The following is a 13,769-nucleotide window of genomic DNA, read 5'->3' on the forward strand; positions in this document are numbered from 1 at the left end:
GCAAAATGTACCAAAAATATATTTTGGCGTGATGACAAGTTGTATATGCTACAAAACGGCCTACCAAAGTGGGGAATACTGTGAATCCAAAACTAGGTTGCCTTATGGCAATATTATTGTTGGCTGGGTGTGCTAAACAGACCCCTCCAACACAGTCGAAAAATGGTTGGTTGAAGCCCCCGCAACAGGGGAAGTTCAACCCGAGTTCCAGAACTGATAGTGGAACCGTAGCTTATAACGAATACATAAAGCAGGCCGCCAGCCATTACGGCGTTGATGAAACCTTGATCAAAGCCATTATTCAGGTTGAGTCCGGCTATAACCCTGAGGTCGTTAGCACCTCCAATGCGATAGGGCTGATGCAGATTAAAGCCTCTACCGCGGGGCGCGATGCCTACCGTATGAAAGGGCGCAACGGGCAACCCAGTTCCCGCGAGCTGAAAGACCCGGCGGTCAATATCGATATTGGCACCGCCTATATTAATATTCTGCAAAACCAGCAGTTGGTCGGCATCAGCGATCCGCAGACATTACGTTATGCCACCATTGTTTCTTACGCTAACGGTGCAGGCGCGATGCTGAGAACCTTCTCCTCAGACAAAAAGCTGGCGCTCAATAAAATAAACCGCCTCAGCCCAAACGAATTCTATCAACATATTCAAACTAAGCACCCAGCACCGCAGGCCCCGCGTTATTTATGGAAGGTGGACACGGCTTACCGAGCGATGACGGAATAACAGATTAAATCGCTAACCGATGCATCTTGCAGGCAGTATTTCATCGGTTAGCGTTTATCTTCATTGGTCAAATGTTTCTGTCTCATCCCGCGCCTTAATTTCTGATATTTACACTCCTTTGCACTTTATCCCTTATTGCATTCATTAATTTATTGCTAATGCGTCACGTTATCATTTAGTGTTTTCCTCACTGAAATAATAAATTTGCTGTGTTTTGCCAAGGAGCCATAACGTGCGATTAACGCTTTCCCTGACGGCACTGGTATGTGCCTCGCTGTTTTCTACTTCATCCCTGGCAACAACTTATCCGGTGACGATTACTGATACTGATGGGCAGAGGCTCACTTTCAAGCAAGAGCCTAAGCGTATTGTGATGCAAGACGGAAGGGACATTCTGACATTGGCTTTGCTGGATCGCAGCGATCCTTTTGAGCGGCTGGTGGCCTGGAATAATTTGCTGAGAAAAAGCGATGGCACGACCTGGAATCTGCTTAGTAGCAAATGGCCTAAGGCCGAAAAAATAATGGATATGGGATTTAGCGATAAAGGCGAAGTTAATCTGGAGGCCGTTATTGCGCAAAAACCAGACTTAATGGTGGCTCAGCTTCGTTCTAAGAGTTCATTAATTAACCTTGGGGTGTTAGATAAACTCAAACAGCTAAACATCCCTGTGCTTTTTATTGATACCAACCTCAAGCCACTGGAAAATACACCTAAAAGTATCACGCTGTTAGGTGAAGTTATTAATCGCGAAGCTGAGGCTCAGCAGTATACTGATTTCTATCAACAGCATTACCAAAACATTATCAACAAAACTCGCAGCTTTGAGCCAAAACCCTTGGTGTTTGTGGAAGCTAAGGCGGGTTTGGGCGGGGTCGAATCATGCTGCTTTACTCACGGACATGTAGGCTGGGGAGCGCTGATTGAAGCTGTCGGGGCACATAATATCGGTTCAGATTTATTACCGGGAGCCACAGGGGATGTCTCGCTAGAAAAGGTCATCGCGCTGAAACCTGCGGCCTATATTGTCTCCGGTTCGCAGTGGGCAAGTAAGAATAATGCGGCAGTACCTTTCGGCTATGGGGTGACACAAAATCAGGTAGATGTTGCCTTTACCAAATTAAAACAGCGTCCTGCTTTTGCGCAAATTTCGGCGGTTAAAGAAAATCGGCTATACGGGGTTTATCACAATTTTTACAATCACCCTTATAACATTGTAGGGATGGAGTATCTGGCGAAATTTATCTATCCGGTACAATTTACCCAGCTGCAGCCACAGGATACTTATAACGAAATTATTGCCAAATTTACTCAAATTCCGACAGAACCTGCTATTTTGGGGGCGCAGGCTTCGGCGGTGAAGCCTTAATAAAATAAACACATTTTTAAAAATAGCCCCTGATTGGACTGCGCCTTACTAGGTTGGGCACTCAATTTAGGGGCTTTGACGTTTTACATAGCCGGATGGAAAGTTGAAGCAATTTCCAGCACACCATTAATAATGAATTGCACGCCCATGCAAACTAATAAGAATCCCATCAAGCGGGAAATAGCCTCGATGCCGCTTTTCCCTACCCAACGCATAATGGCACCTGAGCTCAACAAGCATCCCCACAGGATAAGGGATACGACGAGGAAGGTTAATACCGGAGCCACGGCCAATACCCAAGGAGTAAAATCGGTATGGTCTTTCATCGTCGCGGCGGAACTGATGATCATGGCGATAGTACCTGGCCCGGCGGTACTAGGCATAGCCAGTGGGACAAAGGCGATGTTAACGGAGTTACGCTTCTTTAAATCCTGTGATTTGGCTTCCAATTGGGTATCTTCGGTCGATTGCTGAGGGAACAGCATACGGAAACCAATAAATGCTACGATTAATCCACCGGCAATTCGCAATCCGGGTATAGAAATACCGAAGGTGCTCATCACGACCTGACCGGCATAGAACGAAATAGTCATAATAAAGAAGACGTATATCGAGGCCATTCTAGACTGATTATTCCGTTCCTCTGTGGTCATATTGCCCGATAGTCCCAAGAGCAAGGCTACAGTAGTCAATGGGTTAGCTAAGGGAAGCAGCAACACTAACCCTAAACCAATGGCCTTAAATAACTCAAAAATACTTAACATCAATCAAACTCCACAAACTTAGTCATATCCCTGAAAACCAAATTGGGCATTACCTTGCTATTTTGTCTCAAATAAGACAAAAAATGCATAAGAAACCCATCTTGCATTGATGTGCTCTATGAGTAAAGGCGCATAAAGAAGATAGAGGGAGAAGATCGGTGTTTGGTGTTGTGTGATCCGGATCATAGCTCGACAGTCCGGTAGTTGGTTCACCGCCAAAAATATCGAATAATCATAAGATTGTATCAATTTCGGGGAAGGGTACTTTTGTGTGTATTTGTGATATCAGCGTCGAAGATGAATATGTTCGCCAGCCACTCTCAGCCTCGGCAGCTTGGGTTTTGGATCGCCAGGCTGCTCGTTCCCGTGGGCGTTTGCGTTTCCTGAAACCGAAAAGAGAGCCTCGTCCTCGTTGGCGTCTGGCTCCATTAAAAGACACTTATGAAATCCGTTTTTATCCTCAGCGATTACCTGAACTGTGGTTCTTCAGTGCTGAAAGTGCGTTGCGTAAACGCTTATAATATATAGAAATGTACGTTTGGACATTTCAATTGTCTGACCCAATGCTCCAATCAACCCCCAAAATGCCGCCTCTTATGGTGGCGTTTTTTACGTAATTGAATAAATAACCTTTACTGACGATTTTTCTGAGAAAAGAAAGCGCTATTTTGCCAGATCCTAAACGGTTGATTGACACCCGCGCCTGTTGAATATAATTTCAAATATCGAGAATAATAATTCAGTTGGTATTTGTGATGTCTAACCCATTAACACCGGTAGAAAACCAGTTTTATGCTTATAACGCTCACGATTTAGCTGCATTTTCAGCCAACTTTAGTGAGGATTTTATTGCCTACCGTATGCCGTCTTTAGAACCATCAATTGTTGGTAAAATGCAGCTGGAGGCCTTCTATCGTACCCAGCGTTTTAATCAGGCCGAGTTAAGAGCAGAGTTAATTTCGCGGTCGGTTTTGGGGAATAAAGTTTTTGATTATGAAAGAATCTATGGTTTAAGCGCAGAGCCAATCGAAAGCGTAGCTATCTTCGAGGTGGTTGAAAGTTTGATTGTAACAGCTTGGTTTTTCTATAAATAGAATGATGAAGCAATCTCGCCGTTGATATCTGCGTTTCAATAAACCGTAGATATCACGGCGTTTAATGTTATAGTTAAATGGCTATTAGTTAAATACCTATTAGTTAAATGCATAGATAACTACGATTTTTTCCCTGAATAAGGTCTAAGTAACTCATCCAATATTTCCATTCTTTCACCCACAGGGATGTAGATAAAACGACAAAACCAACCTTTTATTTCCTTATTTTTTACTTGTGTCCGTAAGAAATATCGGTGAAATACTTTTAGGTCATCTTCAATGTTACTCATGATTTATTCCTTTTACTAAGATATTCATTTAATACTAAACAATAAAATAGGGAATAAACACTGATGATATTGGTTATTTTTGTTCATGTTTTCTAAATAATTGAAATACATGCATTTAATTTGTTTCTTTAAAGGCGTGGTGCAGGAGGTTCATTTCTTCTGAAAACATCACACCTGGTATTCTGGATGAAAATCAAAAGCACGCCATTATCTGATAACCAATGGCATATAAGCATCCTATTATAATTAAGGTGAGGCCAATAGCTAAATACGATAAAGGAATGCAAATTCCCGATAGTTCACTCCATAAACGTTTAAACATTTTCACTTCCTTGTGTAATCAGAATAATGATGACAAATAAATAAATAAGATAAAAATCGGTTCTTCAGATCAATAGGCCATGATTGATCGGTGAAAGCTATTGTTTATCTCGCGTACACTTAATTTGTTGTGATAAATTTAGATGAATAAGTGAATGGTAACGTTTGGTGATGCCCTTGAGCGACATTCAATAATAAGTATCTATTAAATTTAATGTTTATTAATGGGATTGAAATAAATTTATTTTCCAGCATCGGTTTAAATGAGCGTGCTAATTTTACTTTTTATCCGATTGATTATTTGCATATAGCATACTTCGCCATGATTAGGCGTGCTAAAAGCTGTTTCGTTATGATATGGGTAAAGGTGGTTAGGATAAGCGTTCAGTAATTTGCTGATAGATAGAGCGGTTGCATTGGGGAAGGGCGATAGATAAGTGAATGATTTGGTGACAAGCGACATGGGTCATCAAAACGAACATACCGATAAGTGATGAGCTGATAAAAAGCCTAGACGCTATAATATTAAAACGCCTCGGCTGCATAAACAGTCGAGGCGGCGTTCCAGTAACCATTGCTACACGGAAACGGAAACCCATTATGAGCAGCTTTTTCTGGAATAGCAATATGGATGATGGGAAGCTTAAGTGATTAAATTGCAAATTTTCTTATATCGAAGCCCTCCCAAAGAGGGCTTGATGGGGTGATGAACCTAGGCGATTAACTATGATCAGAAAGGAGGCCAGTAGTGGGTCTGCTCATGCCAGCCTCTTTTATACATACAGGCATCAATAACGGCATTGCGAGCTGATGCATTACGATCTTTCTGAACCGTTTTAAATTCAGGTTCTTTCTCGTAGCGATATCCCTTGTCACAGCCATCTTTACCCTTTTCACAGGATTTGTATTTATCCTGATAAGAGAATTCAAAATCAGTCACGATATCGGGACTGTGTCTCTCGTAGCCAATAGCCTTACATTCCGCAGAATCTCTTTCGCGGTCTAACTGTGTAGCACCACCTTTTTCCCATTGGGTACAACCAGAAAGAGCAAGGATCAAAAGAACAAAAAGTGAGTTAAAATTTTTCATCATTATGTCAGCAAAAGTTTTCGGAAGAATACGCGAAGAATCCGTTTCACGGTTCTCATTCACGAGTAAGGAACGGAGAGTAATAAATAAGGCATCAGTAATGCAAATGACAATTGAGTACGTTTATCAATCGTTGAGTTATTGATGATTATCTGAACGATTGATTTAAGTCGAGGAAATCTGTCTGTCATCACCACAAAATTGAATTTTTTTGTACGTAATTCAGGCTGATTCCACTTCTTATGATAATAATCGCAGCCTGTGTCTTTATAAATGAGACTCAAATTGGCATCATTGCGTTAGAAATCACTTTTTAGGATGGATAGTTATGAAGCAGTTTCCTTTCGACCAACGTTATGAAATCGAAAATGCGAGCGGTGAACGTGAATATTTCATCGAAGGTGATGTATATATTCGTTTACTAGAAGGATCTCCAGTTTACCGTATTGATGGCTATGAAGTTTATACTCATGGCGATAATGGTGAATTAGTCGGTTTTCTGGAAGGTGAACGTATTACCCGTTTGGATGGCGAAGAACTGTTAGTTATTTTAACTCAATAACGCTATCGCCTTCGACTCGCTTCGTATTTGAAAACTATTGGACTCGCATCAGATAAGAAATCGCCACCTGTATTTCAGAGCGTAAATATAGGCGGCGATTGATAGCTACAGGAAGATGAAATGCGTTAGAAACGGTAATTTAACATAGTCACTAACACATCATCGGTGCTGATACGGTTAGCACGAGTAAATTCATTTTCTTTCAACAAGTTAAGTTTGTATTCAACGATCACAGCCATATTCTTGTTCAGATCATAAGTTGCGGCAAGATCGATAAACTTCACCATATTTTTGTTGTCGCCAAATTCGCTTTCGAGATTTTTGCCGCGTCCCTGCAAATAGGCGATCGATGGACGTAAACCCCAGTCAAATTGATATTGCGCGACAAACTCTATGGCCTGAGTCTGGTTGGCAAAGCCATCTTTTCTACCGACATAGTGCATATTTCGCACATCCGCGTACATGGCGGCCAGATAAATATTGTTGGCGTCATATTTCACACCTGCATTCCAACCGTCGGCTTTTTTACCGCGATGATCCAACTGTTGCTCATCGGTACGTTTCGATGCGGCATAAGATGCGCCGAAACTGAGACCATTATCCAGCGTGTACACTGCGGATAATCCCATACCATCGCCGTTTTGGTTAGCTACGCTACGCGGGTTATTGGTACGTGGACCTGTTTGATCTTCAGTATTATTCCAACCGTCGTTTTTGCCTTGGACCTGAAGTCCGATATCTAGTCCATCTACCAAATTGAATAGATTGCGGTTACGGTACGTTCCCACATTGTTGGTACGATAGGTCATAAAGTTATCGGTATTATCGTAACTCTGTCCACCAAATACAGGAATAACCGCGCCGGTCCATCCATTAATATCGTTTAATATTCCGTAATTACGACCGTAATCAAAAGATCCATATTCACCGAAGCTCAATCCGGCAAAAGCAATACGGGTAGTATCTTTCTTAGTGCCCGCACTTTCTGCCTGATTCATTTTGACGTTATATTCCCATCGGGCATAGCCAGATAGGGTATCGTTAATTTTGGTGTCGCCGGTTAAGGTAAATTTAACTTTAGACTGGTCGCCAGCAAAACCCTTATCATCGGAGAAATAATGGCGAACCTTAAAAGAACCGGAAAGTGCAATACGGTTGCCATCTTTATTGTAGAGCTCTGCCGCACCAGCGGGTTGCACCATACATGCCAAAGGTACTATTACTGCAAATAATTTCAAATTGAATAATTGCGATTTCATCTTCTTCCCTGGTTTTTGTTATACAAAATTATTTCCGCAGTAAATTAACCAAGCGTGATATATTTTTATGCGATGACGCTCACAGTTATCCTTATGCAACAAATATGTACACCACAAAAACTTGAAGCTGCTCGCGTTTTAATCTCACTGACTGAAGATAATAGAACTGGTAAGGGATGAATTAATTCTTAAAACAACGGTAAGGCAGCTAAGATGAAAAACAGAACAAAGGCGCTGAGTGCATTAGCATTAATTTTCAGCAGCTATTTTAGTATTCAGCACGCAATATCGGCACCGTCGACCGATATTTTCCCCGGGGCAACGCTGACCCAATTACAGTCGCAATACCCTATTCATTGGGTCTCTGTAGAGCAAATTTCTGCGAGTTTGAAAGGGAAAGAGCCAATTAGTGTAGGTTTTGATATTGATGACACTTTGCTCTATTCCAGCCCGGCGTTTTTCTACGGGAAAATGATTTACTCACCTGATAGTTTTGATTTTTTAAAGAATCCTAAATTTTGGGACGAAGTCAGTAACGGATGGGACAAATTCTCTGTGCCAAAAATTTCAGGCGCAGCCTTGCTAAACATGCACTTATCGCGAGGTGACCGGGTGTACTTTATCACCGGTCGACCAATGCCATCTTCCGGGAAGGAAACGGTGACAAAAATCTTACAACAGGATTTTAATATTCCTGATGAACAGTTAAATAAAGTGATATTTGCCGGGATTGGCGATGGAGCCAAAGTGAGCCATATGAAGGAAAAAAATATCTCGATATTCTATGGAGATTCCGATAATGATATTGCTGATGCTAGAGCTGCAGGAGCAGAAGTTATTAGAGTGTTACGGCCATTAAATTCTACCAATAAACCTATGCCTAAGAATGGTGATTTTGGTGAGAAGGTTGTCATTAATTCTGATTATTAGTTCACGCTAATATTGGATCGGGATTGACAGCGACTCAAGGTAAGTCCCGTACTTACTGACATTGTGAGTGTAGCAATGGACTGTATTATGCCCGTTAGAGGCAAAACATTATCTTTATTTATTATGACTAATACACCAGAAGAAATTGAACGACCTATTTTACAACTCTTTCAGAAGTATCCACAGAACAAATATAGCGTGCAGGATGTAATGAGGAGCCTACAGGAAATTAGCCGCTATAAAATAGAATATCGGTTGAAAAAACTCGCAAATAGAAGGCTGATAACCTGCCACAAACGCAAGGTGGGAATCGTCATTCGTTACTATTGGCAACTAAACGAGCGTAAGGAATAAGCTCAGTGGCGAGTGATTACGTAGTAAAAATAGCGATTGACTTTGATTTATCGGTTTGTTGTTTCTCATTTTCGCAGAGAAAAAACGTCGCACAAACATATATGTTTTTAGCTACGTAACAACCGGGGCACATGGTTAGGTATAAAAATACAAACAGTGGAAGGGCGGGCACTTCCACTGGCAATCATTCTAGGCTAGGCAATCTTTCGACAAAGGTATTTATCTTTGATCACGCCATCAAAGAAACGCCCTTTAGACACCACAGACATAAAATCGTTATAAACCCGTATTGGCACGTTAACATACTGATAAATGTCATTACCACAGAACTGTATTTCCAATACATGACTCTCTGGGTCATACCCAATTGAGTGAATTCTCGAAGATGAAACCGACTGTCGCTGCAAGAAATAGTCCTCCTAGGTGAGGTAAACGTCCCTGAAAAAAACACATCGTGTCTTAAGTGTGTGCGTCCTAAGTACATCATACTCGCTGAATCGATATGAGTCATAAATACATTTGTGAATGTATAACTCATTGTGGCTAAAGCTATTGTATGGGCTTATGAATTAAAAAGGTAACTACTTTAATGCCCGTGGCTTTGACAGAGCGCAACCACAGGAAGGTTATTTTAGTATATAACCGCAAAATTCCAGCTCGACGGCACTTGGCAGCTGCAAAGCATCACTGATATCTTGGGTATGGTTTATTGAATATGCAGATTGGTCGCGGGTTTTGGGTTAAACGAGGGAATATATGTACAACGACAATGAAAAGAAATTTTACGTTATTTTAAACCGCAATTGCGAGACTCCGACTCTGTTTAACGCGGCTTGCCATTTAACCGCAGGAATAACAGATTTGATCGAAGAACGTGAATTTCATTCTTATCCCAGCACTATAGAGGGAATCAGCGCAAATATGAGCCACTATCCTATGGTGGTATTACAGGCAAAAAACAGTAGCCAACTGAGCAACTTAATTTTGAAATGCCAGGAGCAAGGTGTTTTGTATAATTTCTTCACCACGACGATGCTTTCGCATTCAGCGGAACAGCAAATTTCTGATACGGCGAACACAGACTTTGAAAAATTGGATTTTGTCGCTGTAGCTTTATACGGGGATGCAGAGATGTTGAAACCCTTAACCAAGAAATTTTCTGTCTATCGTTAGTTGAAAGCGCAGGGGGATTATTTAGGAAGAAATACTCCCCCTTGGCTGCTTTTGGCCCGCTTTTCAGTCGGCGAATTGTCATTTAGGTAACCGCTAAAACCCAAGGTAAACTACCGGCTCTGTTGTTTGAAATATCGCCGAATACTTAACTATTCTTCAGTATTCAAGGATTTCAGCTCTTTACTGAGAGAAATCGAAAGTACGATTCGAATCACGACAATAGAAGCTAGAATGATTAATTCTTTGTAATCGGGTTCAATGATCGTCTTCAAAATGTCTGCCGGGATTAATATTTCCAGTGCCAGCAACAGATAACCACCCAAATCCAGTCGAATACGTTGAATATTTGATTCGCCGCGCTGCAGTTCGTTTTTTATAAATGCGAATAGGCATTTAACCACGCCATAAATCAAAACTAAAACGCTAACAATATTTAGCCCACTGGCTGCCAACATGATGAAAGTATGAATGTTCATTATTGGGTTACTCCCTGAATAGTAGGCCGTTTTCCCTTGTCACCGCGGGCGCGGGAAGCGTCTTCAGTATAGCCCTAAATACTGGCCGTGGGTGTTCTCACATCCAGTCGGCTGCAATGTAGATTTTAGTGGTGCAGAATTTGTCAGATTTAAAATAAATAAGCGACGAAGGTAAAGCAGCGGTGAAGGTTGAAAATGCTTCACCGCTGAGCCATAAACAAGGCTATTTAATCATGATTATCTTAGTTGTGAGAATCTCGTAGCGCTTCAATCGCTCGTTCCAAAGAGTCAATATCATTGCCTGATAGCAACGGTATGATTTTGTTAATTTCCTGCTCTGGCAGGTCATAAATTTGCAGTGCTAAAAGGCGGCGAATAATATCCTCAGAAAAGCGGGTCTTTATTGCGCTAGCTGGATTTCCTCCAACGATTGTATAAGGGGCGACATCGCGGGTGACTATGCTGCCTGAGGCAATAATGGCACTTTCACCAACGGTAACTCCGGGCATGATCATAGCTCTCATCCCAATCCAGCAGCCATCGCTCAATATTGTGTCACCTCGATGCTGATAAGATTCGCTGATAGATTCCATAAAGGGATAGAAGCTGAACCAATCAATGCGGTGAGTATGGTTTCCACCCATTAAAATAACGGCTTCCGCGCCTATACATACATAATTGCCAATGATCAGTTGGTCAATCTTTCCGAGAGGTTCCCACTGTTGGCTAATGGCATCACCGTGCAGATAGCGAACAACCGATTTTTCAAAACCTTCATCCCAGCAATGGCTGTAATAGCTGTGCGTACCTTTGATGATGATATTAGGATTTTTCACCGTTTGGTGAAGTAGCTCTGTTTTCGACCAATGTTTATCTTGCATGGTCTCATTCCTTTTTCAAAAACATCCGAGCCACGAACGTAAGTCAGTGGCAGTGATTACACGTTCAAATCATCACCGCCGGTTAAGCAATTCGAGGTTGTAACAGTAGGGGGATATTTATCATATTCAATGCCTCTTTTAACCCTGAAATGCTATTGCTCATTGCCAAACAAATCAATGATTCAGAACCGGAGATTTAGCCTTTATTTGGCTTTAGTGTGAATCTTCCTACGTCAAAATAGGGAATTAAATGCATTTAATCTTAACCCGCTATCACAAAAACGCATGTGGGGCAGAGCGTTTGAGAAACTAAAGGGCAGGGATATCAACATTCCCACTTCTGCGGGTGGATAATCACATATTGTGAGTGTTACTATGTTTTGTCAGTTATTGCGTCACACCATAGATACAAAACGAGTTGTGTACATATGAGTGTATATATCAGGCAAGGTAAAGTCGGATAGCGCACATAACAAATTGAATTTAAACTAAATTATACTGTTACATGTGATCTGTCGTGTAAGCAATCCACCTCATTCCCACTCGTTCATCTCCGTTTAAGTCCTCGCAGAAAGCCACTAACCATCAAGATTCTCGGCACTATACCCGTTCATGACTGTTTCACTTTGTTCTATTCCGTGCGTTAATATTTGTGTACCAAATTGCGTACCAAATTTGCCGGAGTAATGTCGTGGCGCTGAATGACACGAAGCTAAGAAAAATAGTCGGAAAACCCTACGATGGCCCGACTGAACTTCCTGACGCGAATGGATTATCTGTCCGGGTTAGCCCTAAGGGGCTAGTTTCGTTTCAGTACCGCTATCGCTTTGCTGGGAAATTACAGCGCATGAAGATCGGCACCTATGGAACTATGTCGCTAAAAGAAGCGAGGGATGCTGTTGAAGTGTGCCGCCAGCACCTCAGTGAGGGGAGAGAGCCGTCGGTTCAGCGCAAGATGGCAATGAGCGAAAAAATTCAGGCCCCGAGTGTTAGTGACTGCATAAGCGAGTGGTTAGAAAGTCCCCAGGCTAAAAAGCTGGTTAAGTATGATTACTGGATAAGGATGTTTGACCTGCATGTCACGCCATATGTTGGAAGAATGACGGTCGATGAGATGCAGATAGCACATTGGGAATCAGTCTTTAAGCGAATGAGGGAAAATGGCGCACCGGTGATGGCTGGCATGATGCTGGTCAAGATGAAACAGATTTTTAACTATTCGTTACGGCGTAACCGAATCATCCGGAACGTCCTGACTCCATTGTCAGTCGCCGATGTTGGCGATCCAATCCGAACTATTGACCGATTCCTTAACGATAAGGAGATAGGACTATTCTGGCTTGCTGTCGATTCATCCAAGCTCGCATACCAGAATAAGCTATTTATAAAATTAGTTTTGCTTACTGGCTGTCGCGGTATAGAGCTGCGCATGGCTAAAAAGCAGGATTTTGATTTGGATAGAAAGACGTGGGCAATACGGGAGGAGTTATCTAAAACCCGGCGCCGGTTCGTGAGGGGGCTTTCTGACGCCGCAGTGACCATGCTAAGAGAAGCGTTTGATATTTATCCTAAGCTGGGCCAGGTATTCCCGCCGGCAACGATTCAGACCGACAGGCCGATGTCCGCAGGGGTTCTTTTATCGATGGCCGATCAGGTAGGCAGGGTGATGGGCGTGACTGATTGGGCAATGCATGATCTGCGCAGAACCGTAAAGACAAAAATGGCAGAACTCGGCATTGCACCGCATGTATCAGAAAAGATACTTGGGCATAAAATGGCGGGTATGCTCGCGGTATATGACCACCATGATTACATACGCGAGCAGATAGAGGCGGCAGATTTGTGGGCGTCTAAGATTCAAACGTGTGTCGATGAAATCAGCCCCATGTCCTGACAGAATTTAATCACGTCCTGGTATCGGAATAGTGCGCCACCTTTAGGGGCTGACAACTCCTTTACCTCGGGTGGGAATGGCGTATTTTGTTGTTTCCATTCTTTGCGGCGATGGTAAAAGGTCGTTCTCGATATCCCGCCGAGCATTTGCTGGATAGCCGTTCTGTTTATCAGAACAGGAGGAACATCGATTTTTATATCATTCATTGTTGGCCTCTTATTTCTTTGTCGATCTGCCTGACGAAATAGCTCAACCACCGCTTAGCCGAAAACGAGTTAGGCGGTAGGGCGGTTATTTTTTTTTGCGTAGCGATCGAGGATTTTCGTAACGATGGGGTCGTGCTGAGTTTTAGGTATACCGGCGGTGGAATTAATGATTTCTGTTCTGCACTGCCGGGCAACCGATCTGATGGCATTTTCGATTGTTGCTTCCACACATTCACTCCTTCCAGCAGAACAGCCACCAGTAGGCGATGATGCCGCCGATAACGAGCAGCACCCAATCCAGGTAAATTATTAGTTCGCTCATATTCCTTCAGCTCTCCCCGGTATCAGTTGAATAGACTTACCGCACTC

Annotated in this window: 16 protein-coding genes; 8 read left to right on the plus strand and 8 right to left on the minus strand. The window is 42.4% G+C overall.

What is annotated here, in order from left to right; genetic code table 11:
- Positions 1-80 precede the first annotated feature (80 nt).
- Together DBA33_RS16040 and DBA33_RS16045 are read left to right on the plus strand one after the other, a co-directional pair.
- Complete coding sequence (locus tag DBA33_RS16040; protein WP_071925622.1) at positions 81-737, plus strand: transglycosylase SLT domain-containing protein; 657 nt, start codon at positions 81-83, stop codon at positions 735-737.
- 232 nt (positions 738-969) lie between these two features.
- Complete coding sequence (locus DBA33_RS16045) at positions 970-2,106, plus strand: ABC transporter substrate-binding protein (RefSeq protein WP_120806812.1); 1,137 nt, start codon at positions 970-972, stop codon at positions 2,104-2,106.
- Between the two features lie 83 nt (positions 2,107-2,189).
- Here the strand turns inward: DBA33_RS16045 and DBA33_RS16050 are convergent, their stop codons facing one another.
- Positions 2,190-2,870, minus strand: coding sequence for a MarC family NAAT transporter (locus DBA33_RS16050; RefSeq protein WP_064518102.1), 681 nt, complete (start codon positions 2,868-2,870; stop codon positions 2,190-2,192).
- Between the two features lie 269 nt (positions 2,871-3,139).
- Here DBA33_RS16050 and DBA33_RS16055 point away from each other — a divergent pair, with 269 nt between their 5' ends.
- Together DBA33_RS16055 and DBA33_RS16060 are read left to right on the plus strand one after the other, a co-directional pair.
- Complete coding sequence (locus tag DBA33_RS16055) at positions 3,140-3,391, plus strand: hypothetical protein (RefSeq protein WP_049600658.1); 252 nt, start codon at positions 3,140-3,142, stop codon at positions 3,389-3,391.
- Between the two features lie 234 nt (positions 3,392-3,625).
- Complete coding sequence (locus DBA33_RS16060; protein WP_064518104.1) at positions 3,626-3,964, plus strand: nuclear transport factor 2 family protein; 339 nt, start codon at positions 3,626-3,628, stop codon at positions 3,962-3,964.
- Between the two features lie 119 nt (positions 3,965-4,083).
- Here the strand turns inward: DBA33_RS16060 and DBA33_RS20700 are convergent, their stop codons facing one another.
- Both DBA33_RS20700 and DBA33_RS16065 read right to left on the minus strand, forming a co-directional pair.
- Positions 4,084-4,254, minus strand: coding sequence for a hypothetical protein (locus DBA33_RS20700; RefSeq protein ID WP_158513776.1), 171 nt, complete (start codon positions 4,252-4,254; stop codon positions 4,084-4,086).
- Between the two features lie 1,051 nt (positions 4,255-5,305).
- Positions 5,306-5,668, minus strand: a complete 363-nt coding sequence (locus DBA33_RS16065; protein WP_306423399.1) for a hypothetical protein — start codon at positions 5,666-5,668, stop codon at positions 5,306-5,308.
- A gap of 325 nt (positions 5,669-5,993) precedes the next feature.
- On the opposite strand from DBA33_RS16065, the gene DBA33_RS16070 reads away from it, so the two are divergent.
- Complete coding sequence (locus DBA33_RS16070; protein ID WP_064518105.1) at positions 5,994-6,227, plus strand: hypothetical protein; 234 nt, start codon at positions 5,994-5,996, stop codon at positions 6,225-6,227.
- 125 nt (positions 6,228-6,352) lie between these two features.
- On the opposite strand, the gene DBA33_RS16075 is transcribed toward DBA33_RS16070, so the two are convergent.
- Positions 6,353-7,429 (minus strand): porin, encoded by a 1,077-nt coding sequence (locus DBA33_RS16075; protein ID WP_235601051.1) that lies wholly within the window; start codon positions 7,427-7,429, stop codon positions 6,353-6,355.
- Between the two features lie 270 nt (positions 7,430-7,699).
- On the opposite strand from DBA33_RS16075, the gene aphA reads away from it, so the two are divergent.
- Positions 7,700-8,416 carry an acid phosphatase AphA gene (gene aphA, locus DBA33_RS16080; RefSeq protein ID WP_120806813.1) on the plus strand — a complete coding sequence of 239 codons (717 nt, stop codon included), beginning with the start codon at positions 7,700-7,702 and terminating at the stop codon, positions 8,414-8,416.
- Positions 8,417-8,964: 548 nt separating this feature from the next.
- Here the strand turns inward: aphA and DBA33_RS16090 are convergent.
- Positions 8,965-9,177 carry a KTSC domain-containing protein gene (locus DBA33_RS16090; protein WP_071925623.1) on the minus strand — a complete coding sequence of 71 codons (213 nt, stop codon included), beginning with the start codon at positions 9,175-9,177 and terminating at the stop codon, positions 8,965-8,967.
- A 349-nt stretch (positions 9,178-9,526) separates the two neighbouring features.
- Here DBA33_RS16090 and DBA33_RS16095 point away from each other — a divergent pair, with 349 nt between their 5' ends.
- The gene (locus tag DBA33_RS16095; protein WP_064518113.1) at positions 9,527-9,943 is read left to right on the plus strand and encodes a DUF2000 family protein; all 417 of its coding nucleotides are present in this window, start codon (positions 9,527-9,529) and stop codon (positions 9,941-9,943) included.
- A gap of 149 nt (positions 9,944-10,092) precedes the next feature.
- Here DBA33_RS16095 and DBA33_RS16100 read toward each other — a convergent pair whose 3' ends face one another.
- Both DBA33_RS16100 and DBA33_RS16105 read right to left on the minus strand, forming a co-directional pair.
- Positions 10,093-10,419, minus strand: coding sequence for a DUF1622 domain-containing protein (locus DBA33_RS16100; protein WP_064518114.1), 327 nt, complete (start codon positions 10,417-10,419; stop codon positions 10,093-10,095).
- A 242-nt stretch (positions 10,420-10,661) separates the two neighbouring features.
- Positions 10,662-11,300: a CatB-related O-acetyltransferase gene (locus DBA33_RS16105; protein WP_064518116.1), complete on the minus strand. Its 639-nt coding sequence runs from the start codon at positions 11,298-11,300 to the stop codon at positions 10,662-10,664.
- Between the two features lie 691 nt (positions 11,301-11,991).
- Between DBA33_RS16105 and DBA33_RS16110 the strand changes: the two genes are divergently transcribed.
- Positions 11,992-13,194: a site-specific integrase gene (locus DBA33_RS16110; RefSeq protein ID WP_064518119.1), complete on the plus strand. Its 1,203-nt coding sequence runs from the start codon at positions 11,992-11,994 to the stop codon at positions 13,192-13,194.
- A 275-nt stretch (positions 13,195-13,469) separates the two neighbouring features.
- Here DBA33_RS16110 and DBA33_RS16120 read toward each other — a convergent pair whose 3' ends face one another.
- Positions 13,470-13,628: a hypothetical protein gene (locus DBA33_RS16120; RefSeq protein ID WP_240442715.1), complete on the minus strand. Its 159-nt coding sequence runs from the start codon at positions 13,626-13,628 to the stop codon at positions 13,470-13,472.
- Positions 13,629-13,769 lie beyond the last annotated feature (141 nt).

It is taken from the genome of Yersinia sp. IP36721 (assembly GCF_003634395.1).
GTDB lineage: Bacteria > Pseudomonadota > Gammaproteobacteria > Enterobacterales > Enterobacteriaceae > Yersinia > Yersinia entomophaga.

Bases quoted from the DNA above. Each gene is read 5' to 3' on its own strand.
- DBA33_RS16050 (WP_064518102.1), bottom strand. From the start codon at position 2,870: ATGTTAAGTATTTTTGAGTTATTTAAGGCCATTGGTTTAGGGTTAGTG.
- DBA33_RS16060 (WP_064518104.1), top strand. From the start codon at position 3,626: ATGTCTAACCCATTAACACCGGTAGAAAACCAGTTTTATGCTTATAAC.
- DBA33_RS20700 (WP_158513776.1), bottom strand. From the start codon at position 4,254: ATGAGTAACATTGAAGATGACCTAAAAGTATTTCACCGATATTTCTTA.
- DBA33_RS16065 (WP_306423399.1), bottom strand. From the start codon at position 5,668: ATGATGAAAAATTTTAACTCACTTTTTGTTCTTTTGATCCTTGCTCTT.
- DBA33_RS16070 (WP_064518105.1), top strand. From the start codon at position 5,994: ATGAAGCAGTTTCCTTTCGACCAACGTTATGAAATCGAAAATGCGAGC.
- DBA33_RS16075 (WP_235601051.1), bottom strand. From the start codon at position 7,429: ATGGTGCAACCCGCTGGTGCGGCAGAGCTCTACAATAAAGATGGCAAC.
- aphA (WP_120806813.1), top strand. From the start codon at position 7,700: ATGAAAAACAGAACAAAGGCGCTGAGTGCATTAGCATTAATTTTCAGC.
- DBA33_RS16095 (WP_064518113.1), top strand. From the start codon at position 9,527: ATGTACAACGACAATGAAAAGAAATTTTACGTTATTTTAAACCGCAAT.
- DBA33_RS16100 (WP_064518114.1), bottom strand. From the start codon at position 10,419: ATGAACATTCATACTTTCATCATGTTGGCAGCCAGTGGGCTAAATATT.
- DBA33_RS16105 (WP_064518116.1), bottom strand. From the start codon at position 11,300: ATGCAAGATAAACATTGGTCGAAAACAGAGCTACTTCACCAAACGGTG.